Source organism: Halobellus rarus, assembly GCF_024494595.1.
Classification (GTDB): Archaea; Halobacteriota; Halobacteria; order Halobacteriales; family Haloferacaceae; genus Haloquadratum; species Haloquadratum rarum.
In genome coordinates this window covers 112,507-139,466 of the sequence record NZ_JANHDI010000001.1, presented here as the reverse complement: position 1 = coordinate 139,466, position 26,960 = coordinate 112,507, and the positions used below count along the sequence as shown (strand labels likewise).

The following is a 26,960-nucleotide window of genomic DNA, read 5'->3' as shown; positions in this document are numbered from 1 at the left end:
CGATGGCAGAGTCAGGTTCGACCACGGACGGGAGAGACCGGGGGGCCGACGGCGAGAGTCACGTCGCCGCCGAGGCGCGCATCGACGACCTCCGAGCGGCTCGGCAGCGTCGCGAGGAAGTCGAGGCCGCGATCGACGACGCCGGCGAAGAGGCCGTCGTCGCCGCGGCCGACACCTACCGGAAGGCGCTGGGGCTGCTCGACCGCTACGAGGACTCCGCGACCGGTACGGGGGACTTCCAGGCGTACGTGGAGTTCCAGGACAAGTTCCTCGGCCTCCTGGAGGAACTCGACGGCGACGTCCCCGCCACGGACGCCTTCGAGGCCGCCGCCGAACGGATGGACCGCCGCCGACTGAGCGAGGACGACTTCGAGGGCGCACGCGCCGATCTCGAACCCGCCGCCGAGTACGTCGACCTCCTGGATCGCCGGGAGGAGGCCGAGGAGGCGGTCTCGAAGGCTCGACGGGACGCGAGGCTCTGTCTCCGCGACCTCGACGAGGAGATCGAGCGACGCGAGGAGACGCTGGCCTTCGCCGACGCCGACCTCGACGCGCCGGTCGAGGAGCTCCGGGAGCCGATTCGGGCGTACAACGAGGCCGTCAGCGAGGAGTTCCGGGAGTTCTACGAGTCGGCCGCGGCGGCCGACGTGATCGCGCTCTTAGAGCGCGCGGAGTCGTTTCCCCTGATCACGTTCAGGTCGCCGCCGCGGGACCTCAGAGAGTTCGCCCGCGAGAGCCCCGACGCCGACGAACCGATCCCGACGCTGCTCGAGTACGCCGACTACTCCGGTTCGAAACTGGACCACTACGCCGAGGACCCCGCGCTGCTGCAGACGACCGTCGCGGTCCACCGGACGTTCCTCGAACGGCTCTCCGCCGAGCCGCTGACCGTCGAACTGCCGCCGCCGAGGGCCGAGTCGCTCCGTCTCTGGGTCCGCGAGGCGACGTCTCTCCTCGGTCGGTTCGCGAGCGAGGAGACGGTCGCACGCCTGAGAAACGCGCGGGACCTCACGCGCCGCGACGACTACGAGGACCTGCGGTTCGTCGCTCGCGCGCACGAAGAACTCGACGCCGAGGCGCGCGAGCGGGTCAACTCGGGCGCGGCCGCGGCCGAACTGGACCGCCTCCGCAGCGTTCGCGAACGGCTCGAATCGGCGCTCCACGGGGAGGCGGGACCGAGCGACGAACCGCGCGACTGACGATGCTCGTCTCGGCCGTCGCGTTCGGTGCCGGGGCGCTGTGTCTGTACTACGGCTCGCGCGACCTCCGGACGAGGCGGGCGCTCCGCCGGCTGAAAGGGCGACGCGGCGCACGTCCCGAGCGAGACACGCGGAGCGACGCGCCGTCCGAGCGAGCAGATCCGCCCGCGTGGACCGACACGTCGATCGAGCGGTCAACGGGCCGTGGGACGCCGGGGGCGGACGTCGTCGACCCACCCGGAGACCCCGCGGAGGACGTCGCGATCGAGCGGGGGTTCGTCCTCCTGGCGCTGGGCGGTCTGTGTCTGCTTTTCGGGATACTCGCCCTCTGAGATCCGACGCAAGCGTCCACAGGTCAGAGACCAGTCAGTCCAGGTCTGCGAGCGCGTCGCGAAGCGGCTCGGCCGCCGCCTCGGCGAGGCGCTCCGCGCGTTCCGCGTCGGCCGCCTCGGCGTAGACGCGCACTTTCGGTTCGGTACCCGAGGGGCGGACGAGCACCCAGGCGTCACCGTAGTCGAGGCGGTAGCCGTCGGTCGTGTTCGGTTCGGCGTCGGCCGACTCGGCGAACTGACGGGCGGCATCGAGCATCGACTTCAGTTCCGCCTCGGTGTCGTACGAGAGGTTGATCCGGACGTTCTCGTAGTCGGTGTAGGGCGAGACGATCTCCGAGACCGGTCGCTCGGCGGCGAGTTCGAGGAACTTCGCGCCGACGTACGCGCCGTCGCGGACCAGCCGGTACTCGGGGTAGAAGATCCCGCCGTTGCCCTCGCCGGCGATCGGGACGCGCTCGCCGGCCGCGTGGAGTTCCCGGATTCGCGTGATGATGTTCGTCGCGCCGATCGGGGTGAGTTCGAGCGTCGCGTCGGCCGCGTCGCAGACGTCGACGAGCCGCTGGGAGACGTTCACCGCGGCCACGGCGATGTCGCCCGGGTCCAGTTCCGCGGCGGCGAGCGCGGCGAGCGAGGCCTCGCCGGCGACGAACTCGCCGCGCTCGTCGACGAAGACCGCTCTGTCGGCGTCGCCGTCGTGGGCGATCCCGACGTCGGCGTCGGCGGCGCGGACCAGCGATTTGAGGTCGCCGAGGTTGGGTTCGACGGGTTCGGAGGGGCGGCCGGGGAAGTGGCCGTCGGCGTTGGCGTTGACGGTGACGACCTCACAGCCGAGTTCGCGGAAGAACGTCGGACTCGTCAACGCGCCCGGGCCGTGACCCGGGTCGAGCGCGACCGTGAGGTCCGCCTCCGCGATCGACTCGCGGTCGACGGCGTCGAGGAGCCCCGCGACGTACTCGCGGTTCGCCGATTCGACCCGTCGCGACTCGCCGACGGCGTCCCACGCGGCGGTGGCGAATCGCTCCTCGAGGACGTGCGATTCGATCGCTTCGAGGTCGTCGATGCCGAGTTCGACGCCGTCCGCGCCGACGAGTTTCACGCCGTTGTACTCCGGCGGGTTGTGCGAGGCCGTGATCACGATGGCCGGCCGCGCCGTCTCGCCGGCGTAGCGAACGGCGCTCGGCGTCGGCGTGGGGCCGAGGCGATCGACGTCGACGCCGACGCTCTCGAGTCCGCTCGTGGCCGCGTTCGAAAACATCTCGCCGGTCGTGCGGGCGTCCCGAGCGACGACGGCGCGGTCGGTGTCCCAGACCGTCCCGGCCGCCTTGGCGATCCGGAGGACGAACTCGGGCGTCAGGCTGTCGCCGACGACACCCCGAGTGCCGCTCGAACCGAACAGTTTCATTACGTCTGTCTCCTCGGGCCGGAGTGAAAGCGGTTGCGACACGGCCGGAGGCGGTCCTGTGTGGGAGGATCGATCCGTCCACCGAACGGGTGCCGGACGGCATCACGGTCGCGTCCGACAGGAGCGCGTGCCGATCGTGGGTGTCACTCGGTCGGCGGAGACGAGTGATCGGCGAGTTCGGCGAGCGTCGGGGCGACCCTACCGATCGCGAGCGAATACGCGAAGTAGAGCGCGACGGCTCCCATCACGGCCGCCCAGAGCGCAAGCAGCGGTTGCCCGTGCTGGGCGGTCGCGACGGCAAAGCGCTCGACGTACGCGCCGGTGAGCGAGAGCCCGACCGCGCCAAGACTGAACACGAAGAGTTCGAGGAACATCGGGAGGAGTTCGAGTAGTGCCGCCGCCATAGCCATCGGTACTGGAAGGAATACTGAGATTCTTTCGGTCCGATCGAGGTGGACGGTCACCGCTACTCCGCCGCTGTGTCGGTTCCGCAGATCGACCGCCACTCAGCCGTCGATTCCGCAAGCGAAATTGTATTATTCGTCGGCAGCGCGTCAGGCAATATGGCAGGACGGTACGGCGATATAGAGTATACGACGCTGACGAAGCGGAGTTTCCTCCTCGGAATCGGGCTGTTCGCGCTGGGCGCGCTCGGCGAGTTCGCGCTCGCGGCGACAGGAACGGCGGTCCCAGCCTGGGAACACGCACTGCTCGTGGACGCCGAGTGGGCCGGGATAGGCCTCGCACTACTGTCCCCGTTCGTGTTTGGGATTCTGCTGCCGCTGACGGAGTGATCGGGGGTCGTTCACGCCGCTTCCGTGGTGACGCTCCGGAGACTTTAGGCCGCCTGGCAGACGACGATAGACTATGAGCGATCCGTTTCCCGACTTCGAGGTCGTGCCCGCCGTCGACATGCAGGACGGGGAGGTAGTCCAGCTCGTGCAGGGCGAACGCGGCACCGAGAAGCGCTACGGCGACCCCGTCGCGGCCGCCGAGCGCTGGGTCGACGCCGGCGCGGAGACGCTGCACCTCGTCGACCTCGACGGGGCCTTCGAGGGCGACCGCGGGAACGCCGACGCCGTGGAGGCCGTCGTCGACGCCGTCGACGTCCCGGTGCAACTCGGCGGTGGGATTCGAACCGCCGACGACGCGACCGACCTGCTCGACCGCGGCGTCGAGCGGGTGATCCTCGGAACGGCGGCCGTCGAGAATCCGGATCTGGTCGCGGAGGTATCCGAGGACTACCCCGGTCGGGTGATGGTGAGCCTCGACGCGAAAGGCGGCGAGGTCGTCGTCTCCGGGTGGACCGAAGGGACCGGACTCGACCCCGCAGAGGCCGCCAGCAGGTACGAAGAACTGGGCGCGGGATCGATCCTCTTCACTGACGTCGACGTCGAAGGGAAGCAGGAGGGCGTCCAGACGGACGTGACGAAGCGCGTCGTCGAGGCGGTCGACATCCCGGTGGTCGCCTCTGGAGGCGTCGCCTCTCTCGACGACATCCGGGCGCTGAGGGACGCCGGTGCGGCGGCTGTCGTGGTCGGAACCGCGCTCTACGAGGGGGCGTTCACCCTCGCTGCCGCGATGCGCGTTTGAGCCGGTACCGGGAGAAGACCGCGATCCAGGTGATCGCGATGAGCGCGACCCCGAACCCGGTCGTGACGCCCGACTCCGAGAACAGGAAGAGCCCCCCGAGGCAGAGCGCGTACGCCCCCAGTGCGATTCCCTTCATACCCATCGTACACGTGATTTCGGGGCAACAGTATCAATCTCCGCAAGACGGTCGTCAGACGTCGTGCCGATCCGACGCATCTCAGTCCAGCCGTCGTGACTGCGGGCGCATCAGCCTCGCCGCTGTCGGATCTTCTCGCGGCCGGGTTCGATGAGGTCGTTCAGGTAGGTCGCGAGCGCGCCCTTCGCGTCCGCGGGGTGGAGTTCGCCGGATTCGAGGTCGGCTTCGAGGGCCCCGTAGGTCTCGTAGGCCAGGTCGCCGCCGTACTGTTCGGGGCGCTCGACGACGACCTCGCCGAACCGCGGGAAGACGTGGTACTCGAAGATCTGGAGGACGGGGTTCTCCCGCTCCTCGCCCTCGTCCGTCGGATCGGGATCGGCCGTCGGCGGGCAGTACGCCTTGTTGACTTTCTCCTCGACCTCCGACTCGGAGTCCTCCATCGAGATGGAGAGTCCCTCGGAACTCGACATCTTGCCGACGCCGGTCGTCAGATCGGCGATCAGCGGCGTGTGGAGACAGGTCGGCGAGTCCGCCTCGATGCTCGGCAGCGTGTCGCGGGCGAGCATGTGGACCTTCCGCTGTTCCATCCCGCCGATCGCGAGGTCGACGTCGAGGTAGACGATGTCGAGCGCCTGCATCAGCGGGTAGACCGCCTGCGCGACCGTCGCGGCCCCGTCGCCGGCGATCTCGGCCATCGCGCGGGACGCCCGCGACAGCGACGTCTCCAGTTCCAGGGCGTGCAGGTCGAGGACGTACTCCTCGTCGAGTTGGAACTGGGATCCAAGGACGAACTCCGTCTGGGACTCCTCGAGGCCGTAGGCGACGAACTGCTCCTGCATCCGCGTCGCGGTCTCGCGGATCTCCTCGAACGTCCCCTTGCCGTTGAGGTAGGCGTGGACGTCGGCTAAGAGGACCACGACATCGAAGCCGGCCTCCTGCAGTTCGATCAGTTTGTTCGCGGTCAGCATGTGGCCGATGTGGAGGACGCCGGAGGGCTCGTAGCCGACGTACGCCCGCTTTCCGTCGGGGGATTCGGCTAGCGCACGCACTTCCTCCTCGGTGACCACCTCGGAGACGTTCCGGGTGATCAGGTCGTAGGCGTCCATACTGGAGGGAAATCACGACGTCGGCATATGACTTCTGGGATGTCGCCGTCGCGAGAGCAGTTAGACGTGTCCGACTCGCACGCACTGGAAAGCGTCATACCCGCGCGGTCCCAACGGATCGCCGATGGCAACGACCCGTTCGCCGTTCGTCGTCCTCGTGGGACTCGTCGCGGTGGCGTTTCTCCCCCTCGTGGTGATGTGGATCGTCGTCAGCGACGTCGCGACGTTCGCGTACTTCGCCGGCTTCGCGATCTACTTTCTCGTCGCGCACGTCGCGCTGCCGGGGTGGGTCTACATCGACGCGACCGGTCGCGGGAGCGACTCGGCGGTCGGCTGGACGGGCATCTGCTTCTTCCTCCCGTTCGTCGGGTTCGTCGCGTACTACTTCCTCGGTCGGCCAGACGCCCCCTACGAGGCGGGCGCGAACGCCGGCGTTCGGTGAGGCCGGGCGGGCGAAACGCAGCGCCTCACGATCGGCCCCCACCTCGCGTCTCCGCGCGGTGCTCGGAGATGATCTGATCGACCATCGACGCCTTCCGCTCCTTCTGTCGCTCCTCGGCCCGACGCTTCCAGTCATCGATCGCCGCCTCGACGTCGTCCTCGCTGGCGACGGCGAGTTCGTCGACCTCCTGGATCGCGACGCCGTCTGCCGGCGAGACGGGGATGTCGTGCTCGAAGAGGATCCGGTCGGCGACCTCCGAAAGGTTGCCACCCGACCGGAGGACGACCCGCGGATCGATCTCCGCGAGGCGCTCGGCAGTCGAGCGGCCCGCTCCCGAGGCGTCCCGGAGGTAGACCACGTCGCCGGCGGCGAGTCCGTACTCCTCGTCGGCCGTCTCGATGGCGTCGCGGGTGAACTGCTCGATCACCTTCACCGACACGAGGTCGCCGTCGGTGTCGACGTCGGCGAAGTTCGAGTGATCGAGCTTCCAGAGGCGTTTCAGCCGCTCCAGCTTCTCGTCGAGTTCCTCGTTCTCGTCCTCCAGCGACTCGACGCGCCGCTCCAGCCGGTCGTTCTCGCGTTCGAGCCGCTTGACCTCGCGGCGCTCTCTGGCCTGCCGGCGCTCCTCGCGCTTCGCCTCGGAGAGTTTCTCCTCGTACTCCTCGATGGTCTCCTCGCGGTCGTCGATCGTCTCGTCGAGGTCGTCGACGTGGGACTCGAGGCGGTCGACGCGCTCGCGAAGCCGCCGGATCTCCTTCTCCTCGGCCGTGAGTTCGCGCTCCTCGTGCTCGGAGTCGTCCGCCTCGCGCTCCTCGTCGTCGTCCAGGTCGCGGAGGACCGCCTCGACGGACTCCTCGCCGGCGACGACGCGGGAGATCACCTCGCCGCGCTCGACGTCCACCGGCACCTTCTGTGAGATCCGCTCGATCTGGTCCTCGTGGTCGTCGAGCGCGAACAGCGCCGCCGCGAGCGCGTCCCGCTGGTGGTCGTTCTCGTAGGCCGCATCGCGCGTGCGGTGGAGCTTCTCGTCGACCGGGAGGTCCGAGTTCGGCGTCCAACCGGCGGCGTCGAAGCTCCGGCGGAACTTCTCGACGGTCTCCGGTATCGGCGTCACGTCGGCCGCGACGACGATCGGCCGGCCGCGCTCGATCAGCCACTCGATCACGTCGGCGGTGTCGGCCGTCCGCGTCGAGTAGACGTCGAGGACCTGCCCGTCGAGGCTCACGACCGCCGCGGCCGTCGTCGTCCCGGGGTCGATGCCGACGACGACGTGGTCGCGACGCTTGACCAGCGGTTCGAACTCGATGCCGTCGTAGCGCTCGCGCTCGATCTCGATCCGCGTGTCGCCGGAGCGTCCCTCCGAGACGGGGAGGTCCGTCGGCGGCGCTTCGACGGTGAAGACGGCGTTCGAGTAGCCGCCGTACTTCTCTGTCACGTCGGTTTCGAACTCCAGGTCGGCCTGCTTCAACCGCTCTTTCACCTCGCGGGCGCGCCGCTTCACCGAGCCGTGGATCCGTCTGGTGTAGCGGTCCTGGCTCCAGCCGCCCTTGCCGGTCGAGCGCCCGCGGGACACCTTCACGGAGGTCGTGTCGCCGAAGGCGGACACCTCGTAACCGACGTTGGCGGCCGCGAGCCGAGCGGCCGCCTCGGCCTCTTTCATCGGCTTCTTGCCGTATGGCACGCCGTGTCTGGAGGCGACCCGCGAGAGCGGTTCCGGGCGCTCCGCGCCGGTCACCTGCACCAGTTTCGTCCCCGCCGGAAGGGACCGGAGAAAGTGGACGAGCGCGTCCTTGTCGGCCGCGAGTTCGTACATGTTGTCCGTCGCGAGCATCGCGGGCTCCTCGCGGTCGAGCAGTCGTCGGAGCTTTCGGTGGGAGACGACGTCGCGGTCGACGTGCTCGCCGTCGAAGGCCACGAGGGCGTAGGAAGGCGCGTCGCCGCGGACGTCACCGCTCTGGATGTCCACGCCGAAGACGAGGGAGTCGAGGGCGCTCGTCCGGTCGTTCACAACTCTGTTTGGTCGCGTGCGGATATATATTCCACGCCGAGAGCGTCGACAGTCCCACGTCGGAGGGCGTCGACAGTCTGTGGGTCGGGTGACCCGCACGCGCCGGCGATCGTTTATATACCATCGGGAGGCCAGAGGCCGCGTGATCTGAAAGTCACCCTGCGTCGACACGCGGTTGCTCGGCACACCGACGTGGGGAACGCAGTCAGCGGCGATTGCGACCGTGCCGACTGTTCGCTGACCGCACGATGGCCGTAGCGGGGCCGTATCGCCGCGGCGGCGACGGACTCACTCGTCGTCGGGGTACGGAACGTCGACTTCCCGGCCGTCGTCGGGGACGAACGCCGCCTCGCCGTCGAACGCCTCTCTGGCCTCGCGTTCGATCGGCGAGGCGTCGGCGGCGTACCGCGAGGAGATGTGCGTGAGCGCGAGTCGCTTCGCGCCCGCGCGGTTCGCGATCTCGGCCGCTTCTCGCCCCGTCGAGTGACCGGTCTGGCGTGCCCGGTCGTCCCATTCGTCCCCGAAGGTGGCGTCGTGGACGAGCAGATCCGGCGCGTCGACGACGTCGACGGTGGCGTCTACTGGTCGCGTGTCGCCCGTGTAGACGAATCGCCGGCCCGGACGGTCGTCGCCGACGACCTCATCGGGCTCGACGACCGTTCCGTCCGGCAGTTCGACGGCCTCGCCGTCGTGGAGGCGGCCGAACTTCGGTCCGACGGGCACGCCCAGCTCTTCGGCTTTCTCCCGGTCGAAGCGACCGCGCCTGTCGTCCTCGACGAGCGCGTACCCGACCGAGCTGACGTTCCGGTGCTCGGTCGCGAACGTCCGGACCTCGTAGTCGTCGGCGTCGAGCGCGACGGCGCCGGGTCGGACCTCGCGAACGGTGAGCGGGAAGTCCGGCCGGTAGCCGCCGGCCTCGACGAGGTTCTTGAGGTGTCCCTTCGATCCCGGCGGGCCGTGGATCGCGAGCGGTTCCTCGCGGTCGTTGAAGTCCATCGTCTGGACCAGTCCCGGAATTCCGAGGACGTGGTCGCCGTGGAGGTGCGTGACGAACAGGTGAGAGACGGAAAAGCCGGTCCCGAACCGCATCATCTGCCGCTGGGTCCCCTCGCCGCAGTCGAACAGCAGCCGCTCGCCCTCGCGTTCGACGAGGAACGCACTCGGCCCTCGCTGGGTCGTCGGTACGGCCCCGCCCGTCCCGAGGAACGTCACGCGCATCGACATACCCGTCCTGCGTGGCGGTCGGGTAAACGCGTGTCGGAACACACCGTCCAGCGGAAGAGCGAGACGGGACTCACTCGACCCGCGAGAGCGCGATGGACTTCGCGGTGTCGTCGTCGCCGGGCGGCGAGTCGACGAGTTCGATCTCCGCGACCCACTTCACGCTCTCCCAGCAGTCCGCCGCACCGGTGGGGACGAGACGCGCCGGGCCGCCGTGCTCGATGGGAAGCGGAGCGCCGTCGAGTTCGATCGCGAGGACGGCCTCCGAGAGGCGTTCCAGCGGGAACGAGCACGCGTACGCGCCGTCCATCGCACGGACTAGCGCGTGCGTGGCTGCCGCGGTCGGTCCGGCCCGTTCGAGGAGGTCGCCGACGCGGACCCCGCGCCACGTGAGGTCTTCGGCGACCCATCCCTCGACGCACGAGAAATCGGCCGTGAACGTCTCCGTGGGGAGCGTCGCCAAGTCGGCGACGTCGGCGTCCATTTCCCGTCCAACCGCACCGGTGACGCCGAGTCTCCACGCGTCGGCGTCGACGTCCTCGGGCACGTCGTGGGTTTCGAGGTCACTCATCGCGGGTCAGTTCGCGCTCGCCCCGTATAGACACTTCCTCGGGGAGGACGGACCGACGCCGGCGCAGTCGACGGGCCCGTGGTCGGTGAGTTCACACAGCGTCTCGACCCCGCTCGCGGGGAGGACGTAGCCGAAGCGATAGCTCGTCTCGGCGTCAAATTCGAGATCCAGTTCCGTCGCGAAGAACGCACGGACGGCGCACTGTCGCCACGCGAGTTCCCGGGCGACCTCGGTCCCGCGGTGCGTCAGCCGGACACCGTCGTGCTTCTCGTAGTCGACGAGCGCGTCCGTCGCCAGGCGATCGAACATCTCGGTGGCCGACGCCGGCGACACGTCCAGCCGGGCGCTGACCTCGCCCGTGCCGACTCGGTCAGGTCCGTCCGACAAGAGCCGGTAGACGACAGTTAGGTACCGACCGGCGCGGCGGGAGACACAGTCACCGGGGTGCGAACACTCACACCGCGTCACTGTGGATTTCGTCGCAGCCATCACCGATCGGTTCGACACCGACACCGGAAAGTCGAGCCCCGAACGAGTTCGCTCGACCCGTCGGTCCGCATTCGGCGACGGGAACGCCCCTGCAGTTCCGAACGACGGCGCATCTTTTTGCCGTTCCCGCCGGAGACAACCTGTATGAACGGCAGCGGACGCCCCCGATCGGATCGGTGGTGGGACGAGGGCCTCGCCGAACCTGACGACCCCGTCGTCGGAGCGGTCGCGCTGTTGGTTCTCGGTGCCGGCCTCGGCTCGCTCTTCGGCCTCCCGGTCCTCGCAGCGATCGACTTCTGGATCATCTTCGCCATCGGCTACGCGGTGGTCGTTCCCCTCGTGTCGCTCCTTCGGAGGCGGACGGCGGGAACGGACCCCGCTCGTCGCGGGAGTCGAAACGCCGCGCAGTCGGAACGGGCGGATGCCGATCGAAGCGGCACCGACGACGTCGACGAGGCCCTCGCGCGCCTCCGCGATCGGTACGCGCGCGGCGATCTCTCGGAGGAGCAGTTCGAGCGGAAACTCGAAGTCCTGCTCGAAACCGACACGCCGGAGAAAGCCCGCGAGCGAGTCGAACGCGAGCGACTCCGACCGGACAGCAACCGGGACGAGCGAAAACGGACCCAGCGCGAGACCGGAGAAGCGCGGTAGTTCGCCGGTCTCGGCGTCGGTTTCGAACTCGACACCGCTCACCGGGCCGGGTATCGTGCCGCGGTTGACCGCACGCGCGGAGGGAGAGTTTCTTATCCGCCCGTCGATTACCCGACGACAATGGACGCGCCCCTGTGGACCGAGAAACACGCGCCGTCGCTCGCGGAACTGCCGCAGGCGGAGGTCCGAGAGCGACTCGGCCGCACCGTCGACGAACCGATGAACCTGGTCGTACAGGGACCGGCGGGCGTCGGGAAGACGGCCGCGGTGCGCGCGCTGGCGCGGGAGGCGCACGAGGATCCCGACGCCGATCTGATCGAGATCAACGTCGCGGACTTCTTCGACCGGAGCAAGAAGGAGATCCGCGAGGATCCCCGGTTCTCCCGGTTCCTCCAGGGGCAGACCGAGTTCTCGAAGCAGTACCGCCGCGGCGGGAAGGGGAACAAGTACAAGCGCGAGTGGTCCAAGCGCGACATGATCTCGCACGTGATGCAGGAGCTCTCGTCTTACCGGCCCGCGTCGGGGACGTACAAGACCGTCCTGCTCGACAACGCCGAGACCATCCGCGAGGACTTCCAGCAGGCGCTTCGGCGCGTGATGGAGCAGTACCACCGGAGCACGCAGTTCGTGATCACGACGCGGCAGCCCTCGAAGCTCATCCCGCCGATCCGCTCGCGGTGCTTCCCGGTCCCGGTCCGCGCGCCGACGACCGACGAGATCGAGGCGGTGCTCGCGAACGTCGCCGACGCCGAGGCGGTCGAGACGGAGCCGATGGCGCTGAACCTCGTCGCCTCGAAGGCCGACGGCGATCTCCGCTATGCGGTCCTGGCCGCCCAGCACGCCGCCGTCGAGGGCGACGGCGCGATCACGGTCGACTCGGCGCAGACGGCGCTCTCGGAGGCGGGCCACGACGACGCGCTGAAGAAGGTCCTCGACGGCGCGGCGGCCGGCGAGATCCGCGACGCGCGAAAACGACTGACCTCGCTGCTCGACGACGAGGGGTTCGGCGGCCAGGAACTGCTCTCGGAACTGCTCCGCGTCGCCGACACCTACCCCGAGGAGTTCGGCGAGGCCAACCTCGTCCGCCTGCACCGACTCGCCGGGACCGTGGACCTCGACCTCGCGGAGGGCAACGACGGCCGGCTCCACCTCACGCACCTGCTGGCGGCGTGGGCCGGCGGCCAGTCGGAACTCGACGGGGAGGCGTTCGCCTGAGATGCGCTTCGCCCCCGGCGCTCGGCGGTTCGCGGTGCCGGCGTTCGCGGCCGCCGCGGCGCTCGCCCTCGTCGCCCCGCCGCTCGCCCTCGTCGCCCTCGCAGCCGGCGGCTTCGTCGCGTGGTTCTTCCGCGATCCCGAGCGTCGGCCCTCCGGTCCGGGAGCCGTCTCGCCGGCCGACGGGCGCGTCTCGGTCGTCCGCGAGGAGGGCGACCAGCTCCGGGTGGGAGTGTTCATGAACGTCACCGACGTCCACGTGAACCGCGCGCCGTTCGAGGGCCGCGTCGAGCGCGTCACTCACCGACCGGGAAAGCACCTGCCGGCGTTCTCGAAGGAATCGGAGCGGAACGAACGCGTCGACATCGACGTCGGGACCGACGGAGGGCCGGCCGAGCTCTCGCTCATCGCCGGCGCGTTCGCCCGGCGGATCCATCCGTACGTCGAGGCGGGCGACGACCTCGACCGCGCCCAGCGAATCGGTCACATCGACTTCGGTTCCCGAGCGGACGTCCTCCTGCCGCCGGCGTACGACCGCGGTGACCTCCTCGTCGAGGAAGGCGATTCGGTCCGCGCCGGGGAATCGATCGTCGCCGCGCGAGAGCGGTGACGAGGTCGGTGATCGATCGCTCTACGTCGGGTTTTTCTCCCGCCTGTGCGTTATAGAGCGCGAGGAACCTCACGATGCATCTCACGGTAGCGCAATCGGTCCGGTCATCTGTGTTCCTGTACCCGCTGGGGGTCTGGGTCGCGATGGCCGTCCTCGCGGTCGCGAACGGCGCGTTGAGGGAAGTGGTCCTCGTCCCACGGATCGGTGAGTACGCGGGCCACGTCGTCAGTACGGTGCTCCTCGTCGCCGCGATTCTCACCGTCTCGGGGCTGTTCTTCGCGAACACGCCGATCGAGTACACCCGGGTCGAATTACTCCTCGTCGGCGTCGGCTGGACCGCGCTCACCGTCGGTTTCGAGTTCCTCGTCGGACACGTCGAGGGCACGCCCGTGAGCGAGACGGTCGCACAGTACGACGTCCTGGCCGGACAGGTGTGGATCCTCGTCCCGCTCACGCTCCTCGTCGCGCCGCTGCTGTTCGGGTGGGTCCTCGCGCGGTGAGCGGACCAGAACGCGGCGTTACGCCCGGTCCAACACGTGGACGTGTCGCACCAGCGACCCGTGGACCCGGCGTTCGAACCGCTCCGTGACCGTCCACCCGGCGTCTTCGGCCGCCGGCTCCCAGGAGCGGTCGGCGACGAGGACGCACGCCGGCGCGACCCGCGCGGCCTCGGCGAGCGCGCCGCCGACGAGGTCGGCGAGTTCGTGCCCGGCGATCTTCGACTGCCGGCCGTAGGGCGCGTCGAAGACGACGGCGTCGGCGGCGTCGGCGGAGAAGGGGAGCTCCGTGGCGTCGCCGCGGACGACGTCCCAGCGGGAGTCGGGGAGGTAGTGATCGAGGTTCTCGGCCGCGCCGCGGGCCATCTTCCACTGGGCGTCGGAGCCGACGCCGCGGGCGCCGACGAGACCGGCCTCGATGAGGAGGCCGCCGGTACCGCACATCGGGTCCAGGACCGTCGCGTCCGGGAGCGACGGGCCGGCCGCGAGGTTGACGTACGCGCGGGCGTCCAACGGGGCCATACTCCCCGGCTGGAAGAACGGGCGGTCCGTGGGCGCGCGCGATCCGAACGCCGCGTCGCGTTCGGCGACGGCCCACCCGAGGAGACAGACGTCCTCGGAGAAGCAGACCCGGAGTTCGTGATCGGGGTCGTCGAGGTCGACGGAGAACCCGCGGTCGACGAGCACGCCGCCGAGTTCGCGCTCGGCTTCGGCCGTGCTCGCATCGGCCGTCGAGCGGACGTTCCGGGCTCGGACCGCGATGCTGCCCGCCCGGTCGAACGAGGCCGCAGTGAGGACCGCGGCGGCGTCGGCGACGGACGCCTCCGCCCGCCCGACGAGTTCGGAGACGTGCCGCGTGTACGCGAGCGTCGGCACGCGGTCGACCCGCACGCCGCGGGCGGTCGCGAGTCCGGGCGCGACGCGCGAGACGGCCGAGGCGGCCGCGCGCTCGGCTTCGAGCGCGGCCATCGCCTCGTCGCCGGCCGCCCCCGCGAGTTCCAGGTAGTACACGGCCGAACCTCGTCGGGGTCGCAAATCAGGGTATCGGATCGGCCGGAGCGTCGGTATTTGCGGGGCAAATCCGGGCGCGCGGACTCGCAGTTGCGCGCACCAACCTTTTTAAACCTTAAATACGTCGTTTAAGTCGATATATGAGCGACCCCAAGGACACGATCAACATCGAAAACGTCGTCGCTTCCACCGGGATCGGTCAGGAGCTCGACCTCCAGAGCGTGGCGATGGACCTCGAGGGCGCCGACTACGATCCCGAGCAGTTTCCCGGCCTCGTCTATCGGACGCAGGACCCGAAGTCGGCGGCGCTCATCTTCCGCTCGGGCAAGATCGTCTGCACCGGCGCGAAGTCGACCGACGACGTCCACGAGAGCCTCCACATCGTCTTCGAGAAGCTCCGAGAACTGCAAATCCCCGTCGACGACGACCCCGAGATCACCGTTCAGAACATCGTCACCTCCGCCGACCTCGGTAGAAATCTCAACCTCAACGCCATCGCCATCGGGCTCGGACTCGAGAACATCGAGTACGAACCCGAGCAGTTCCCCGGTCTCGTCTACCGCCTCGACGAGCCGTCCGTCGTCGCGCTACTGTTCGGCTCGGGTAAGCTCGTCATCACCGGCGGAAAGGCGCCCGACGACGCCCGCGAGGCCGTCGACGTGATCGTGTCCCGGCTGAGCGAACTCGGTCTCCTCGACGACTGATCGGTCGTTTCCGTGTCACAGATGTTGGTCCCGCTGCAGTCCGCCGCCGACCCGCTCGCCATCGCCGGCACGTTCGCCACGTTCGCCGTCTTTCTCTCGATCACGGCGTACATCGCCGCCCGAAACGTCCTCGGCGACGTCCCCGTTCGCAACGCGTTTCTCGTCGGGCCGATACCGGCGGCGGTCAGCATCCTGGTCGCGACGTTCGCCGAGAGCGACGCCGTCCTGTTCGGCGGCCTGTTCGCCGCGCTCGTCCTCGACGGCGTCGCGATCGCGTACGTCTACGGAGAGTCCCGGAGACTGTCCGCCTACATCACGCTGATCCACTTCGTCGTCAGCGTCATCCTGGGGACGATCCTCTTCGGGATCTGGGCGCTCGCGACGAGCGCGCCAGCCTGAAAAGCTACGTCCGGTTACTCCACGAGCCGCTCGATCTCGGTGACGAGAATGCCGGACGCGCCGACGGCCTTCAGGTCGTTGACGACCTCGAAGACGTCGCGCTCGTCGACGACGACGTGCACCGCCACGGTGTCGTCGCCGGCGACGTCCATCACCGTCGGACCGCCGAGGCCGGGGATGACCTCCCGGACGTCGTCGAGTCTCTCTCGGGGGACGTTCATCATCACGTAGCGCTTGTTCTCCGCGGCCAGCACCGACTCGAAGGCGGTCACCAACTGTTCGACCTTCGGATCGTCGGCGTGGTCGGGGTGGGCGTACAGCCGGACGGAGGATTCGAGCACCTCGTCGACGATCGCGAGGCGGTTCATCCGCAGCGTCGTCCCCGTCGAGGTGATATCGACGATGGCGTCGGCCATCTCGACGTGCGGGGTCAGTTCCGTCGCGCCCGTGACCTCGACGACGTCGGCGTCGATCCCCTCGCGTTCCAGGTACTCCCGCGTGATCCGCGGGAACTCGGTCGCGACGCTCTTGCCCGCCACGTCGGCCGGATCGGCGATGTCGCCGTCTTCGGGCGCGGCGAGGACGAGTCGGCAGCGACCGAACTCCAGGTCGACGAGTTCGACCAGGTCGCGGCCGGACTCGACGACCTGGTCCCGGCCGGTGATGCCGACCGCGGCGGCCCCGTCCCAGACGTACTCGGGGATGTCGGCCGCGCGGGCGAACAGCACGCTCACCTCGGGGTCGACGGTGTCGGCGTACAGCTTCCGGTCGGCGGCGCTCTCGATGTGGAGTCCGGCCCGTTCCAGCAGGTCGACGCTCGGATCGTGCAGGCGGCCCTTGTTGGGCACGGCGATGCGCATACCGAAACCTCACGCGCCCGGGACGTACCACTTTCGCTCGCGAACGGGAGAGGCGAGCACCGGACGGGAACCGAGCGGGAGCGAGAGACGAGAGGCACAACGATCATACGCACGGGCGTCGATTCGCCGATATGACCGACGTCGACGAGGAAGTCACCGGGGGTGCTGACGGGGAAGCCGGAGACGCTGACGAGGAAGCCGGCGACGCCGGGAGCGACGAACGCGCCGGCGAGGAAGCCGGAACCGACCGGACCGCGGCGGTCTCCCGCGAGACCGCCGAGACGACGATCGACGTGACGCTCTCCGTCGACGGCGACGGCGACAGCGCCGTGGAGACGGGGATCGGCTTCTTCGACCACATGCTCGAAGCGTTCGCGAAGCACGGCCTGTTCGACCTGACGGTCCGCTGCGACGGCGATTTAGAGATCGACGACCACCACACCGTCGAGGACGTCGCGATCGTCCTCGGCGAGGCGTTCACCGAGGCGCTGGGCGAGAAGCGCGGCATCGTCCGCTACGCCGACCGGAAGGTCCCGCTCGACGAAGCCGTCGCGGGGGTCGTCGTCGACGTCAGCGGCCGGCCGCACTTCGACTTCGAGGGGGAGTTCTCCCAAGAGCGGATCGGCGACTTCACGAGCGACATGGCCCGGCACTTCGCGTACTCGCTCGCGATGAACGCGGGCCTGACGCTGCACACGGAAGTGAAGGGCGTCAACGCCCACCACGAGGTCGAGGCGCTGTTCAAGGCGCTCGCGCGCTCGCTCGACGACGCGACCCGCGTCGACCCGCGCCGGAGCGACACGCCGAGCACGAAGGGAAAACTCTGACCGCCGATCGACCGTCGTCCCCTGCGCTGTCTGTCCTCAGGACCGTCTGAGCGTGCCGTCCTCGTCGGCGAGCACGCCGCGATCGATCGCGTGATCGACGATCCGCTCGACGTGCGTCTCGTCGAGGTCGTACGCGCCCGCCGCGAGGTCGACGACCTCGCTCCGTCCGATCGGGAACTCCCGGTTACCGAGCAGGCGCATCACGGTGCGGAACTCGTCGGGCTCCGCACCGACCGCGTTCCGGCCCGAGCCCAACGTCTCCTCGCGGTCCGAGGCGTCGGGGGACTCACGGTCCGGTGCGTCCGGAGAGGCGGTGTCCTCGGCACCGCTAGAATCCTCGCTCGTGTCCCCCGCGGACTTCTCGCGCCGTGTGCCGTCTCGGGAGTCCGGGGAACCGGATACCGGTGAGGCGTCGGCGACGCCGTTGGCGTCCGAATCGGAGGGAGAGCCGTCGGGCGACCCACCCAGATCGACCTCGTCGGACTCGGCGATGTCGGTGAACCCCTCCGGGGCGTTGAACGCGCTCGATCTCTCGGAACCGCCGGACCGACGCGACGAGTCGGCCGTGCTCGGGGCGTCGGAAGCCGCCGCGTCGGCGGAGGCCGGCGGCGACGTCTCGTCGGCGCGTGGTGTCTCGTCGGCGCGTGGTGTCTCGTCGACGCGTGACGTCGATGCCTCGGTCGCGGCCTCGTCGCCGGGGCGTACCGTCGGCCCCGCGGACGGTCCGTCAGCCGGTGACGTCGACTTCGCGGTCGGTTCGGCGTCAGGGTCACCGTCGATCCCGAGCCGGTTCAAGAGCGGATCGACGACGGTCTCGAGCGTCTCCAGGCAGTCCGCACAGAGCACGACCCGACGCTGTTCGGCCTCCGTCGGCGACAGTTCCGACGGGAGCACCTCGTAGACGCCCGCGGCGTCGTCGCCGCAGAAGTCGCAGGCGCGGAGTTGGCGCATCGGCATAGTCGTGTCTCCGCGAGCGCGCGGATAAAACTATTCGACCCGGTCGCCGAGCGGTCGGAACGGGGCGATCGGCGGCGGCGAGGACGGAGCCAGACGAACCGATCGCCTACGCCGTCTCGACCGGCCCGCCGCGCTCGGTCCACTCGGTCAGGCTCCCCTCGTAGAAGCCGACGTTCTCGTAGCCGAGCGAGCGCAGGACGACGTACGTGTGGCTGATCCGACGGGCGGTGTTGCAGTAGAGGATCACCCGCGTGTCGGGCGTCACGCCGACGTCGGCGAGGATGTCGCTGCGTTCCGACTCGGGTTTCAGCCCGCGCGTCTCGTCGTCGACGAGTTCACGCCAGTCGAGGTTGACCGCGCCCGGGAGGTGCCCCTCGGCGTACTCCCCCGGATCGCGGGTGTCGACGACCACGGTGTCCGCGTCGTCGAGCGCGTCGAGCACCGTCTCGTAGTCGACGAGCGGCGAGCGCTCGGGGTCGCGGACCGCGTAGTCGGTCTCCGGCGGCGGCGACGACTCGCTCGTCGTCTCGTGCTCGCGGTTCCACGCGCTGAAGTCGCCGTCGAGGAGGTGGAGCCGCTCGGGCGGGTGGCCGTACAGCTCGGCCGTCACGAGGAACCGGGCCGCGAAGACGCCGTGGGTGTCGTCGTAGGCGACGACGTCGTCGTCGGGGCCGACGCCCGCGTTCGAGAGCAGCGCCTCCCAGGTCTCCCTCCCGGGAAGCATCCCCTCGTCGCCCGCCTCGCTGCGGAACGCCGCGAAGGGGACGTTCGCCGCGCCCGGCACGTGGCCGATGCCGTCGAACTCCCAGGCGTCGCGGACGTCGATCACCCGCACCTCGTCGAGTCGCCCGGCCAGCCAGTCGGCCGAGACGACGACCTGTTCGTACATACACGGACGTACCGGCGGCCGACCCTTCAACGTGAGCGATCCGGCCTTGGTTCGCCCGGTGTCCGAGAAAGAGGAAAATATTGCACATAATTTCTCGGACCGGCGGCTGTACCCCGGTCGTGGGTACGATGTGGGACTGCCGCGTTCTGTCGGGTTCGACTGATGCGGTAATATTTTCTGGATATCGGGAGGACGGGCAGTACGCGCCGTAGATGTGAAGATTATACGGGGTGGGCACATAGAGAGAGTTGCAATGACAGACGACGGTTACGCCAAAGACGTGCTCGTGTCACCCGAGTGGGTGGAAGACAACCTCGCGGAGTTCGAGAGCGACGACCCCGGCTATCGACTGGTGGAAGTCGACGTCGACACCGAGGCGTACGACGAGAGTCACGCCCCGGGCGCGATCGGCTTCAACTGGGAGAGCCAGCTCCAGGACCAGACGAACCGCGACATCCTCGACAAAGAGGACTTCGAGGACCTGCTCGGAAGCCACGGGATCTCCGAGGACTCCACCGTGGTGCTGTACGGCGACAACTCCAACTGGTTCGCCGCCTACACCTACTGGCAGTTCAAGTACTACGGCCACGACGACGTCAAACTCCTGAACGGCGGACGCGACTACTGGATCGACAACGACTACCCGACCACCGACGAGGTCCCCGACTTCTCGCCCGTCGACTACACCGCGAAGGGACCGTTCGAGTCCATCCGCGCGTACCGCGACGACGTCGAACACGCCGTCGGCGAGGGACTGCCGCTCGTCGACGTCCGGTCGCCCGAGGAGTTCTCAGGCGAGATCCTCGCGCCGCCGGGACTGCAGGAGACCGCCCAGCGCGGCGGCCACATCCCCGGTGCGGAGAACATCTCGTGGGCGGCGACCGTCAACGACGACGGGACGTTCAAGTCCGCCGAGGAACTGCGCGAACTCTACGCCGACCAGGGAATCGACGGCTCGGAGACGACGGTCGCCTACTGCCGGATCGGCGAGCGCTCCTCGATCGCGTGGTTCGCGCTCCACGAACTGCTCGGCTACGACGAGGTCGTCAACTACGACGGCTCCTGGACGGAGTGGGGCAACCTCGTCGGCGCGCCGATCGAGACGGGCGAGTAACGACCCGGTACCGTCGGACCCCCGCTGAACGCGCTGGCCCCGCCCGAACTGTTTTCGAACGTCTTTCCTCCCCCGTTGACGCCCTCGAATCGAGAGCTGGGCGAAGCGAGTCCCGAACGGGTGCCTGACGGGGTCGAAGACGCTCAACGGCGCGATCGTCGCTCACGCGACAGACGCCGCGCTACCCGCCGAGCACGAGGCTCGCGATCGCCGGCGTGAGGAAGGCCTCGACGAACGCCGCGAAGACGAACAGGGGAACGAGTCCGAGCAGCACCCGGTACGTCCGTCGGATCGCCGCCGCCACGTCGTCGCCGTCGCGTCGGCCCCGTAGGACGCCGAGAGCGACACCGCCCAGCCAGAGGCCCAGTGCGCCGCCGACGACGATCGCCGGGATCTCGACGATCCCGTGCGGGGCGACGAGCGCGACGAACGCGACGGGGTCGAAGACGCCGCCGACCGCACCGACGACGAGTCCGTTGAACGCGAGGCCGACGGCCGCGGGGATCCCGATCGCGAGGCCGCTGTAGGCCAGATCGGCCGCCACCAGCCAATTGTTCACTGCGAGGTTGAAGAACGTCCCGAGCGGGAACGAGCCGAAGACGGAGCCGACGTCGCCGCCGATCGGTATCGGCGGCCCGATCGACGACGTCGCCCGCCAACCGGCGATTCCGCCGATCGCGACGAGGCCGAGCGACGCGAGGTTCGCGAGGGGGTGCGCACGAACGAACCCGCCGACAGTCCGGATCCCGCCCCAGAACGCCGCGCGAAGCCGTTCCTCCGGGCGCGAGAGCTCGGTCTCCGGGAGTTCGAGGTCGGCGTACAGGGCGGTCTTGAAGCCGTCGACTACCGGCGGCAGGAGTATCGCCCCGACGAGCGCCGTCACCCGGGGCGCGCCGAACGCCACCGCAGAGCTCCCGACCGAACCGGAGACGACGAGCGCGCCGAAGGCGACGGCGACGTATCCGAGCGCGTCCCACGGTCGGTGGAAGGGGAAGCGAACGCTCCGTCGGACCGCCTCGACGGCGCCCACGTCGTCGACGACGACCGCCTGTTCCGCGAACGCGAAGAGGACGAAGACCGCGGCGAGGAGCAGTACGGCGACGAGGACGCCGAACAGGAGCGCGAGCACGCCGGACCCCAGCGCCGCCCACGACGGCGGCGTTCCGGTCGTCGACGCGGACGCCACCGCGGTGGTGAGATAGCCCCCGACAGCCGCGAAGAAGCCGACGAGCGGGAGGGCGACGACCCCGAGCACAGCGAGTAACAGGAGTCTGACGCCGAGGATCGAACGCCAGTACCGACGCGCGCCGTCGACCCCCGCGCGAACGCCGTCCTCGTCGCGAAGCAGGCCGTACAGCCCGCTGACGGCGGCGGCGTTGCCGATCGCCGAGGCGAGTGCGCCGAGGACGAGAGCGAGGAATCCGCCCGCGGCGAGGAGCGTGATCGTTTCGGGCGTCAACAGGCCGACGATCGCCTCGCTCAGTTCAGGGGTGACCTGATCGACGTCGGTCGCGTCGGGAGCGGTCGGTGCCGACCCGTCGCCCAGCCCCCGGAGCGCGTCGACGAACGGTTCGAGTCGACCGGCGGCCGCGAGGTACCAGACAGCGAGCAGCACGGCAACGAGTAGCGGGACGCGGGCGACGCCGTAGAGCCCGGAGGCGAGCAGATACAGCGGGATCACCGACGTCGATCGCTCCCAGAGCAACCGGCCGCCGGTCCGGAGGGCGGTGGAGGGGTTCACGGTCACGAATTCTCGATCCGCGAGCAAAGACCTTCGGGGCCTCGGGGAGTGGTCCAGTGAGGGCGAAACGACCCGTGTCGATGCCTACAAGCGATCGGCCGCCGAAGGGACGGGTATGAACGGATCCGACCTCGCGGCGGAGCTACGCGACGACCACGAGACGGCCTTCTCTCGGCTGGGTTCCTCGAAGGCGATGTACGCCCTCACCGGTGGGGAAATGGACGGCGAGCACGTGCGGTGGGCGGCCGCGAACGACGCGCTCGCGCTCGCTGAGACGCTCGATTCGTGGGTCGGCGAAGCGGAGTCGGAGACGCCACGGAGCGGCCTGTTCGCAGATCTGGCCGACGCCGCCCGCGAGCACGCGGCGGACGTCGTCGACGACCCCGCTCTCGACGAGGCGCCGCGGCTGTACGATGTCCTCGCCACGCTGGAGTCGACGCCCGCCCGACTCGGCGGCCTCCTCGGCCGGTATCTCGTCGCGCTGGAGCACGCCGGGCAGATGGTCGGGTTCTTCGTCGGCGACGCCGACCCGATGGCCGCCGACGCCTTCCGCGACCGCCGCTCGGACTTGGAGAGCGAACGGGACCGCGTCGCCGACGCGCTCGAAGACGCCTGCGCGTCCGAAGCGGACTGGGAGGCCGCCCGCGAGGCCGCCGACGCGGTGATCGAGGCCGCCTACGAGGACTACGTCGAGACGCTCGAATCGATGGGCATCAAGCCGAAGAACGTCTGCTGAGCCGCTTCGGGGGGCTTATTCGAGTACCCGAAGGGACGTCCGGTCGGCGACGGCGGTGTCGGTCGAACGGAGACATCGGATCGGCGGAGCACGCGGACGGTCGGGTCGGATGCCGTGACCGATACCGGCGCACTGGTCCTGTGAACTGTTCGCAATCTCCACTCGAAATGAAGGGGTTCGAGGGCTGAAACCGTCGAACGGCGGCTGACGGGCGTCGGTCAGTCGTCAGACGCCTTCGACTCCTTCGCGGAACTCCGAAAGCGTCGACCGGGCGTCGACGACCGCCTCGTGGGCCGTGCCGTCGGTCGCCTCGGCGAGTTCGGCGAGGGCGTTCATGTGGCGGGCCAGTCGCCCGTGGTCGGGCTTTCGATCCCGCGCCGCGAGCGTCGCGAGTGCGTCGGACTGCTCGTAGATTCGACGCTGGACGTCGCCCTCGGCGGCTTCGGAGGCGTCGCGGAGTCGCTGGCTGGCCGTTTCGAGGAGTTCGTGTGACATACCAACCACGTACGATCAGCAGTGTCAAAATAGTTCTCTCTCTCGGCTTCGGGTCCGGCGGAACGAAATCGACTAGTCAAGCGCGTTCGAAACGGGCGGACCCGCGTCTGCATAGCCGTCAAGGAGGAGGTTCAGTCGTCCGCGGTCAGGTCCTCCGGTTCGGGCATCGAGAGCCCCTCGATCGGTGCGTCGGGCGTTCCGGTCGTCGAGCGCGTGAGACTCTCCATCTGCGCTTTGGCCGCTTCCGGATCTTCGACCCAGTCCTTGTAGAAGTCGAACGGGACCTCCGCCTCGCCGTCGCCGAGGCCGGCCGCCTCCGTCGACGTGTACCCGCGGTGCAGGAGCTTGTACAGGTGATTCTGGCTCTGCCAGTTCGTCCGCGCGTCGCGGATCTCCGGCACCGAGAGTTCGGCGTACTGCCAGACGTCCTCGTCGCTACCGCACTGTCCGAGCACGCGTCCGTCGAAGCCGACGATGTTCGAGTTGCCGAAGAACGAGTACACCTCGTCGCTGCCGGCGAGGTTCGCCACGGCGACGTAGGAGTTGTTCGCCCACGCGGCGTGTCGCGCGACGATCTCCTGCTGGTCGGCCGCGGGGTACATGTACCCTTGACACCGAACGATGAGTTCAGCACCCTTGTACGCGCAGTCCCGCCATATTTCGGGGTAGTTTCCGTCGTCACAGATGATGAGGCTGATCTTCAGGCCTTTCGGGCCCTCGGTGACGTAGGTCTGGTCACCCGCGGTCCATCCCTCGATCGGCGTCCACGGGATGATCTTGCGGTACTTCTGGCGGATCTCGCCCTCGTCGTCGATCAGAAGCAGCGTGTTGTACGGGTTCCGCTCGGGGTGGTCTTCGTGCTTCTCGCCCGTGATCGAGAAGACCCCCCAGACGTCGTTCTCACGACACGCCCGCGAGAAGATCTCGGTCTCGGGGCCGGGGACCTCCGTGGCGAGTTCGTTCATCAACTCCTCGTCGTACGTGATCCCCTGTGTGGAGTACTCCGGGAAGATGACCAGGTCGACGCCGGGGGCACCGGTCTTGATCCCCTCGATCTTGTTCGCGAGGTTCTCACACTGTTCCAGTACGTCCTCTTTCGATTCCGGGCTCGGAGCCGACGTCTGGTGGACCGCGACGCCGACCGCGTCTCCGGATGAAGATATGTCACCGTGTCTCATCGGTACGGTTACGAGATACCCGACCGGTTGAATAACTCTTTCTTAGTATTCATCTATATTATTCCCAGATAGAGTTGTATATAGTGTTCCTAAAGGTATTATCTTCCAATTACGTTTGTTTTTCACCCGCTTAGACTGGTATTCGGCCGAAATAATCTATCACGGGCGACCGCGAGCGGTGCGGAAAGTGTTGAGACATACACTCACTATATACTGTATTAGGTGTACAATCATACACTAATCCTTACTAATTTTAATTGTTCGTTTGCAAATACTGCACTAATACGCATCTGTTTACTTATCTCCCTGTTCGGGGAGGGTATGGACGACGAAAGTTCCAGATCAGGACGCGATCGTACACTCAACCGCCGCAGTGCACTCAAGATGGCCGGATTGGCGGGGATCACCGGGATCGCCGGATGTACTGGTGGCGGGTCTTCAGGCGGTAGTACAGACACCGAGGAGAGTAGCGATTCGGGTGGCAGCGACGAGCCGCTGACGGTCGGCGCGTTGTACGCGCTGAGTGGGAGCACGGAGGTCATCGGTCGTCCGATGATGAACTCCACGGAACTCGCGGTCCAGCAGATCAACGACGCCGGTGGGATCGACGGCCGCGAGATCGAACTCGTGAAGGCCGACACGGCGTCGGATCCCCAAACGGGGATCGAGAAGTCGAGACAGCTCATCAACCGCGACGGGTGTAGCGTCGTCTTCGGGGCGTACACCAGCGCGATGCGGAACGCCATCACCGAGATCTACGTCGGAAACGAGGTCCCGCTGTTCTACCCGACCCTCTACGAGGGCGGCGTCTGTCGCGAGATCGAGGGCGCAGAGGGGTTCAGCGGGGAGATCAACGTCCCGCAGGAGAGCCTCGAATGGGTCTTTTTCAACGGTGCCGTCCCGAAGCAGCAGATCCAGCCGTACCTCCCGTGGCTGATGGAGGAGTACGACGTCAGTTCCTTCTACCTCATTGGATCGGACTACGTGTGGCCGCACACGACCAACGCGGTCGTCGACGACTTCGTCCAGGAGAACGGCGGCGAGATCGTCGCCGAGGACTACGTCCCGCTCGGCTTCACCGACTGGGGATCGAAGCTCAGTGACATCCAGTCGTCGGACGCCGACGCAGTCTACTTCACCACGGTCGGGACGAGTATGGTCGAGATGCTGAATCAGGCCGGCTCGGTCGGCCTCGTCGACGAGATGGTCTGGGCCGGCAACATCATGAGCGAACAGGAAGCGAGGGGCGCCGGCGACGCCGCCGACGGTGTGCTGACGTCCGCCCCCTACTTCACGAGCCTCGAAAGCGAGGCCAACGACACCTACATTTCGAGCTACGAGGAGGCGTACGGCACCGACACGACGCCGAACTTCGTCGCGGAGGCGGCCTACTGGGGACCGCTGATGCTGCGCGACGCCCTGGTCGAATACGCACCCGGCGCAACGTCCGGCAGTGAAGTCAAATCCGCGCTGGAGAATCCGATTTCGCTGGACGCTCCACAGGGGACCGTCGAGATGGATCCCGGAACGCACCACGCGACGCTGCAGTCGCGCGTCGGCGAGTTCGACGCCGAGAGCGGGACGTTCGAGGTGCTGAACGAGTTCGGCCAGATAGAACCGTCGGGAATCACCGTCGCAGAGGGCTGTCTGGACGTCTAAGCCACGCTCACAACTGATATGTTATGATCACAACGATAGCATCGGTCGTTCCGCTACAGTTGGCCGACCGGGTACTCATATCGCTCACATCGATCTCGGGGCTCGTCCTCGTCGCCTCCGGATTGACGATCATCTTCGGGCTGATGGGCGTGCTCAACCTCGCCCACGGCGCGCTGATGATGGTCGGTGCGTACACGGCTTACGCCGTCCAGAGTGCCGGGTTTTCTCCGTGGCTCGGTATCGTGATCGCGCCACTCGTCGTGGGGCTAATCGGGGTCGCGATGGAGGTGACTCTCATCCGGCGGCTCTACGATCGGCCGCTCGACACGCTCCTCGCGACGTGGGGTATCGCGATCGTGCTGCAGGAGGCCGTGACGATCGCCTTCGGGACGTCACAAAAGAGCGTCGCGCCCCCAATAGAGGGCTCGGTCTCGCTGCTCGGCGTGACCTACCCCGCTCACTGGGCGTTCATCATCGTGGTGACGATCGTGGTGATGGCGATCACGATCGGCCTGTTCGCCTACACCGACATCGGTATCATGGCGCTCGCCGTGATACAGGATCGAGAGATGGCCTCGGCCGTCGGCATCAACACGCGGGTGTCGGATCGGACCACCTTCGGATTCGGATCCGCGCTCGCGGGGCTCTCCGGCGCGATCATGGCGCCCCTGCTGAGCGTCAACTCGACGATGGGCATCGCGTGGCTCGCCGACTCCTTCCTCGTCGTCATCGTCGGCGGCGTCGGGACGTTCACCGGCACCATCGCGGGCGGGATCCTCCTCGGTGGTCTCGACAACCTGTTTCGGACGGTCATCTCGGGGTACACATCGATCGCCCAGGCGGCGGTGTTAGTAGTCGCGTTGATCATCATCCGGTACCGGCCGCAGGGGCTCATCCCCGCGGGCGAACGGGGTGAGTGAA

General features: G+C 68.2%; 31 protein-coding genes. 16 read left to right on the top strand and 15 right to left on the bottom strand.

Features of this window, described 5'->3' with window-relative positions:
* Positions 1-2 precede the first annotated feature (2 nt).
* Both NO876_RS00720 and NO876_RS00715 read left to right on the top strand, forming a co-directional pair.
* Positions 3-1,199, top strand: a complete 1,197-nt coding sequence (locus NO876_RS00720; protein ID WP_256419762.1) for a DUF7118 family protein — start codon at positions 3-5, stop codon at positions 1,197-1,199.
* A gap of 2 nt (positions 1,200-1,201) precedes the next feature.
* Positions 1,202-1,531, top strand: coding sequence for a hypothetical protein (locus tag NO876_RS00715; RefSeq protein ID WP_256419761.1), 330 nt, complete (start codon positions 1,202-1,204; stop codon positions 1,529-1,531).
* Positions 1,532-1,565: 34 nt separating this feature from the next.
* Here the strand turns inward: NO876_RS00715 and glmM are convergent, their stop codons facing one another.
* Entirely contained in the window at positions 1,566-2,933 is a 1,368-nt protein-coding gene (gene glmM / locus NO876_RS00710) for a phosphoglucosamine mutase (RefSeq protein WP_256419760.1), read from the bottom strand.
* Positions 2,934-3,076: 143 nt separating this feature from the next.
* On the bottom strand, positions 3,077-3,337 hold the full coding sequence (locus NO876_RS00705; RefSeq protein WP_256419759.1) for a DUF8151 family protein: 261 nt from the start codon (positions 3,335-3,337) through the stop codon (positions 3,077-3,079).
* A gap of 159 nt (positions 3,338-3,496) precedes the next feature.
* Between NO876_RS00705 and NO876_RS00700 the strand changes: the two genes are divergently transcribed.
* Both NO876_RS00700 and hisA read left to right on the top strand, forming a co-directional pair.
* Positions 3,497-3,727 carry a DUF7860 family protein gene (locus NO876_RS00700; RefSeq protein WP_256419758.1) on the top strand — a complete coding sequence of 77 codons (231 nt, stop codon included), beginning with the start codon at positions 3,497-3,499 and terminating at the stop codon, positions 3,725-3,727.
* A 73-nt stretch (positions 3,728-3,800) separates the two neighbouring features.
* Positions 3,801-4,526, top strand: coding sequence for a 1-(5-phosphoribosyl)-5-[(5-phosphoribosylamino)methylideneamino]imidazole-4-carboxamide isomerase (gene hisA, locus NO876_RS00695; protein WP_256419757.1), 726 nt, complete (start codon positions 3,801-3,803; stop codon positions 4,524-4,526).
* Here hisA and NO876_RS00690 read toward each other — a convergent pair.
* Both NO876_RS00690 and NO876_RS00685 read right to left on the bottom strand, forming a co-directional pair.
* Positions 4,498-4,662, bottom strand: coding sequence for a hypothetical protein (locus NO876_RS00690; protein ID WP_256419756.1), 165 nt, complete (start codon positions 4,660-4,662; stop codon positions 4,498-4,500). The two genes, hisA and NO876_RS00690, sit on opposite strands and share 29 nt — an antisense overlap.
* A 110-nt stretch (positions 4,663-4,772) precedes the next feature.
* On the bottom strand, positions 4,773-5,768 hold the full coding sequence (locus NO876_RS00685; RefSeq protein WP_256419755.1) for a tyrosine--tRNA ligase: 996 nt from the start codon (positions 5,766-5,768) through the stop codon (positions 4,773-4,775).
* Positions 5,769-5,892: 124 nt separating this feature from the next.
* On the opposite strand from NO876_RS00685, the gene NO876_RS00680 reads away from it, so the two are divergent.
* Complete coding sequence (locus tag NO876_RS00680) at positions 5,893-6,210, top strand: PLDc N-terminal domain-containing protein (protein WP_256419754.1); 318 nt, start codon at positions 5,893-5,895, stop codon at positions 6,208-6,210.
* Positions 6,211-6,235: 25 nt separating this feature from the next.
* On the opposite strand, the gene NO876_RS00675 is transcribed toward NO876_RS00680, so the two are convergent.
* The 4 genes from NO876_RS00675 to NO876_RS00660 all read right to left on the bottom strand — a co-directional run bounded on the left by NO876_RS00675 (position 6,236) and on the right by NO876_RS00660 (position 10,499).
* The gene (locus tag NO876_RS00675) at positions 6,236-8,218 is read right to left on the bottom strand and encodes a DUF460 domain-containing protein (RefSeq protein ID WP_256419753.1); all 1,983 of its coding nucleotides are present in this window, start codon (positions 8,216-8,218) and stop codon (positions 6,236-6,238) included.
* Between the two features lie 288 nt (positions 8,219-8,506).
* Positions 8,507-9,442, bottom strand: coding sequence for a ribonuclease Z (rnz, locus tag NO876_RS00670; RefSeq protein WP_256419752.1), 936 nt, complete (start codon positions 9,440-9,442; stop codon positions 8,507-8,509).
* A gap of 70 nt (positions 9,443-9,512) precedes the next feature.
* The gene (locus tag NO876_RS00665) at positions 9,513-10,010 is read right to left on the bottom strand and encodes a molybdopterin-dependent oxidoreductase (RefSeq protein WP_256419751.1); all 498 of its coding nucleotides are present in this window, start codon (positions 10,008-10,010) and stop codon (positions 9,513-9,515) included.
* Between the two features lie 6 nt (positions 10,011-10,016).
* Positions 10,017-10,499, bottom strand: coding sequence for a metal-dependent transcriptional regulator (locus NO876_RS00660; protein WP_256419750.1), 483 nt, complete (start codon positions 10,497-10,499; stop codon positions 10,017-10,019).
* Positions 10,500-10,643: 144 nt separating this feature from the next.
* Here NO876_RS00660 and NO876_RS00655 point away from each other — a divergent pair, with 144 nt between their 5' ends.
* The 4 genes from NO876_RS00655 to NO876_RS00640 all read left to right on the top strand — a co-directional run bounded on the left by NO876_RS00655 (position 10,644) and on the right by NO876_RS00640 (position 13,472).
* A complete protein-coding gene (locus tag NO876_RS00655) occupies positions 10,644-11,150 on the top strand; it encodes an SHOCT domain-containing protein (protein ID WP_256419749.1) in 507 nt (168 codons plus the stop codon).
* 120 nt (positions 11,151-11,270) lie between these two features.
* Positions 11,271-12,365, top strand: a complete 1,095-nt coding sequence (locus NO876_RS00650) for an AAA family ATPase (protein WP_256419748.1) — start codon at positions 11,271-11,273, stop codon at positions 12,363-12,365.
* A gap of 1 nt (position 12,366) precedes the next feature.
* The gene (locus NO876_RS00645; RefSeq protein WP_256419747.1) at positions 12,367-12,972 is read left to right on the top strand and encodes a protein sorting system archaetidylserine decarboxylase; all 606 of its coding nucleotides are present in this window, start codon (positions 12,367-12,369) and stop codon (positions 12,970-12,972) included.
* A 74-nt stretch (positions 12,973-13,046) separates the two neighbouring features.
* On the top strand, positions 13,047-13,472 hold the full coding sequence (locus NO876_RS00640) for a hypothetical protein (protein ID WP_256419746.1): 426 nt from the start codon (positions 13,047-13,049) through the stop codon (positions 13,470-13,472).
* An 18-nt stretch (positions 13,473-13,490) separates the two neighbouring features.
* Here NO876_RS00640 and NO876_RS00635 read toward each other — a convergent pair whose 3' ends face one another.
* A complete protein-coding gene (locus NO876_RS00635; RefSeq protein WP_256420229.1) occupies positions 13,491-14,471 on the bottom strand; it encodes a methyltransferase domain-containing protein in 981 nt (326 codons plus the stop codon).
* A gap of 149 nt (positions 14,472-14,620) precedes the next feature.
* Between NO876_RS00635 and NO876_RS00630 the strand changes: the two genes are divergently transcribed.
* Complete coding sequence (locus NO876_RS00630) at positions 14,621-15,184, top strand: TATA-box-binding protein (protein ID WP_256419745.1); 564 nt, start codon at positions 14,621-14,623, stop codon at positions 15,182-15,184.
* A 21-nt stretch (positions 15,185-15,205) separates the two neighbouring features.
* Positions 15,206-15,583: a DUF7473 family protein gene (locus NO876_RS00625; RefSeq protein ID WP_256419744.1), complete on the top strand. Its 378-nt coding sequence runs from the start codon at positions 15,206-15,208 to the stop codon at positions 15,581-15,583.
* Positions 15,584-15,597: 14 nt separating this feature from the next.
* Here NO876_RS00625 and hisG read toward each other — a convergent pair whose 3' ends face one another.
* Complete coding sequence (hisG, locus tag NO876_RS00620) at positions 15,598-16,443, bottom strand: ATP phosphoribosyltransferase (RefSeq protein ID WP_256419743.1); 846 nt, start codon at positions 16,441-16,443, stop codon at positions 15,598-15,600.
* Between the two features lie 131 nt (positions 16,444-16,574).
* On the opposite strand from hisG, the gene hisB reads away from it, so the two are divergent.
* A complete protein-coding gene (gene hisB / locus NO876_RS00615; protein ID WP_256419742.1) occupies positions 16,575-17,270 on the top strand; it encodes an imidazoleglycerol-phosphate dehydratase HisB in 696 nt (231 codons plus the stop codon).
* 36 nt (positions 17,271-17,306) lie between these two features.
* Here the strand turns inward: hisB and NO876_RS00610 are convergent, their stop codons facing one another.
* The gene (locus NO876_RS00610) at positions 17,307-18,227 is read right to left on the bottom strand and encodes an MSCRAMM family adhesin SdrC (protein ID WP_256419741.1); all 921 of its coding nucleotides are present in this window, start codon (positions 18,225-18,227) and stop codon (positions 17,307-17,309) included.
* Between the two features lie 106 nt (positions 18,228-18,333).
* A complete protein-coding gene (locus NO876_RS00605) occupies positions 18,334-19,116 on the bottom strand; it encodes a sulfurtransferase (RefSeq protein WP_256419740.1) in 783 nt (260 codons plus the stop codon).
* Positions 19,117-19,369: 253 nt separating this feature from the next.
* Between NO876_RS00605 and NO876_RS00600 the strand changes: the two genes are divergently transcribed.
* Positions 19,370-20,230, top strand: a complete 861-nt coding sequence (locus NO876_RS00600; RefSeq protein WP_256419739.1) for a sulfurtransferase — start codon at positions 19,370-19,372, stop codon at positions 20,228-20,230.
* 181 nt (positions 20,231-20,411) lie between these two features.
* On the opposite strand, the gene NO876_RS00595 is transcribed toward NO876_RS00600, so the two are convergent.
* Positions 20,412-21,971 (bottom strand): stage II sporulation protein M, encoded by a 1,560-nt coding sequence (locus NO876_RS00595; protein ID WP_256419738.1) that lies wholly within the window; start codon positions 21,969-21,971, stop codon positions 20,412-20,414.
* 115 nt (positions 21,972-22,086) lie between these two features.
* Between NO876_RS00595 and NO876_RS00590 the strand changes: the two genes are divergently transcribed.
* Positions 22,087-22,707 carry a transcription antitermination protein gene (locus NO876_RS00590; protein ID WP_256419737.1) on the top strand — a complete coding sequence of 207 codons (621 nt, stop codon included), beginning with the start codon at positions 22,087-22,089 and terminating at the stop codon, positions 22,705-22,707.
* Between the two features lie 225 nt (positions 22,708-22,932).
* Here the strand turns inward: NO876_RS00590 and NO876_RS00585 are convergent, their stop codons facing one another.
* Positions 22,933-23,202, bottom strand: a complete 270-nt coding sequence (locus tag NO876_RS00585; RefSeq protein WP_256419736.1) for a DUF7553 family protein — start codon at positions 23,200-23,202, stop codon at positions 22,933-22,935.
* 131 nt (positions 23,203-23,333) lie between these two features.
* Positions 23,334-24,380: an aliphatic amidase gene (locus NO876_RS00580; RefSeq protein ID WP_256419735.1), complete on the bottom strand. Its 1,047-nt coding sequence runs from the start codon at positions 24,378-24,380 to the stop codon at positions 23,334-23,336.
* A gap of 321 nt (positions 24,381-24,701) precedes the next feature.
* Here NO876_RS00580 and NO876_RS00575 point away from each other — a divergent pair, with 321 nt between their 5' ends.
* Both NO876_RS00575 and NO876_RS00570 read left to right on the top strand, forming a co-directional pair.
* Positions 24,702-26,039: a substrate-binding protein gene (locus NO876_RS00575; protein WP_256419734.1), complete on the top strand. Its 1,338-nt coding sequence runs from the start codon at positions 24,702-24,704 to the stop codon at positions 26,037-26,039.
* A 23-nt stretch (positions 26,040-26,062) separates the two neighbouring features.
* Complete coding sequence (locus tag NO876_RS00570; RefSeq protein ID WP_256419733.1) at positions 26,063-26,959, top strand: branched-chain amino acid ABC transporter permease; 897 nt, start codon at positions 26,063-26,065, stop codon at positions 26,957-26,959.
* The last annotated feature ends 1 nt before the right edge of the window (position 26,960 follow it).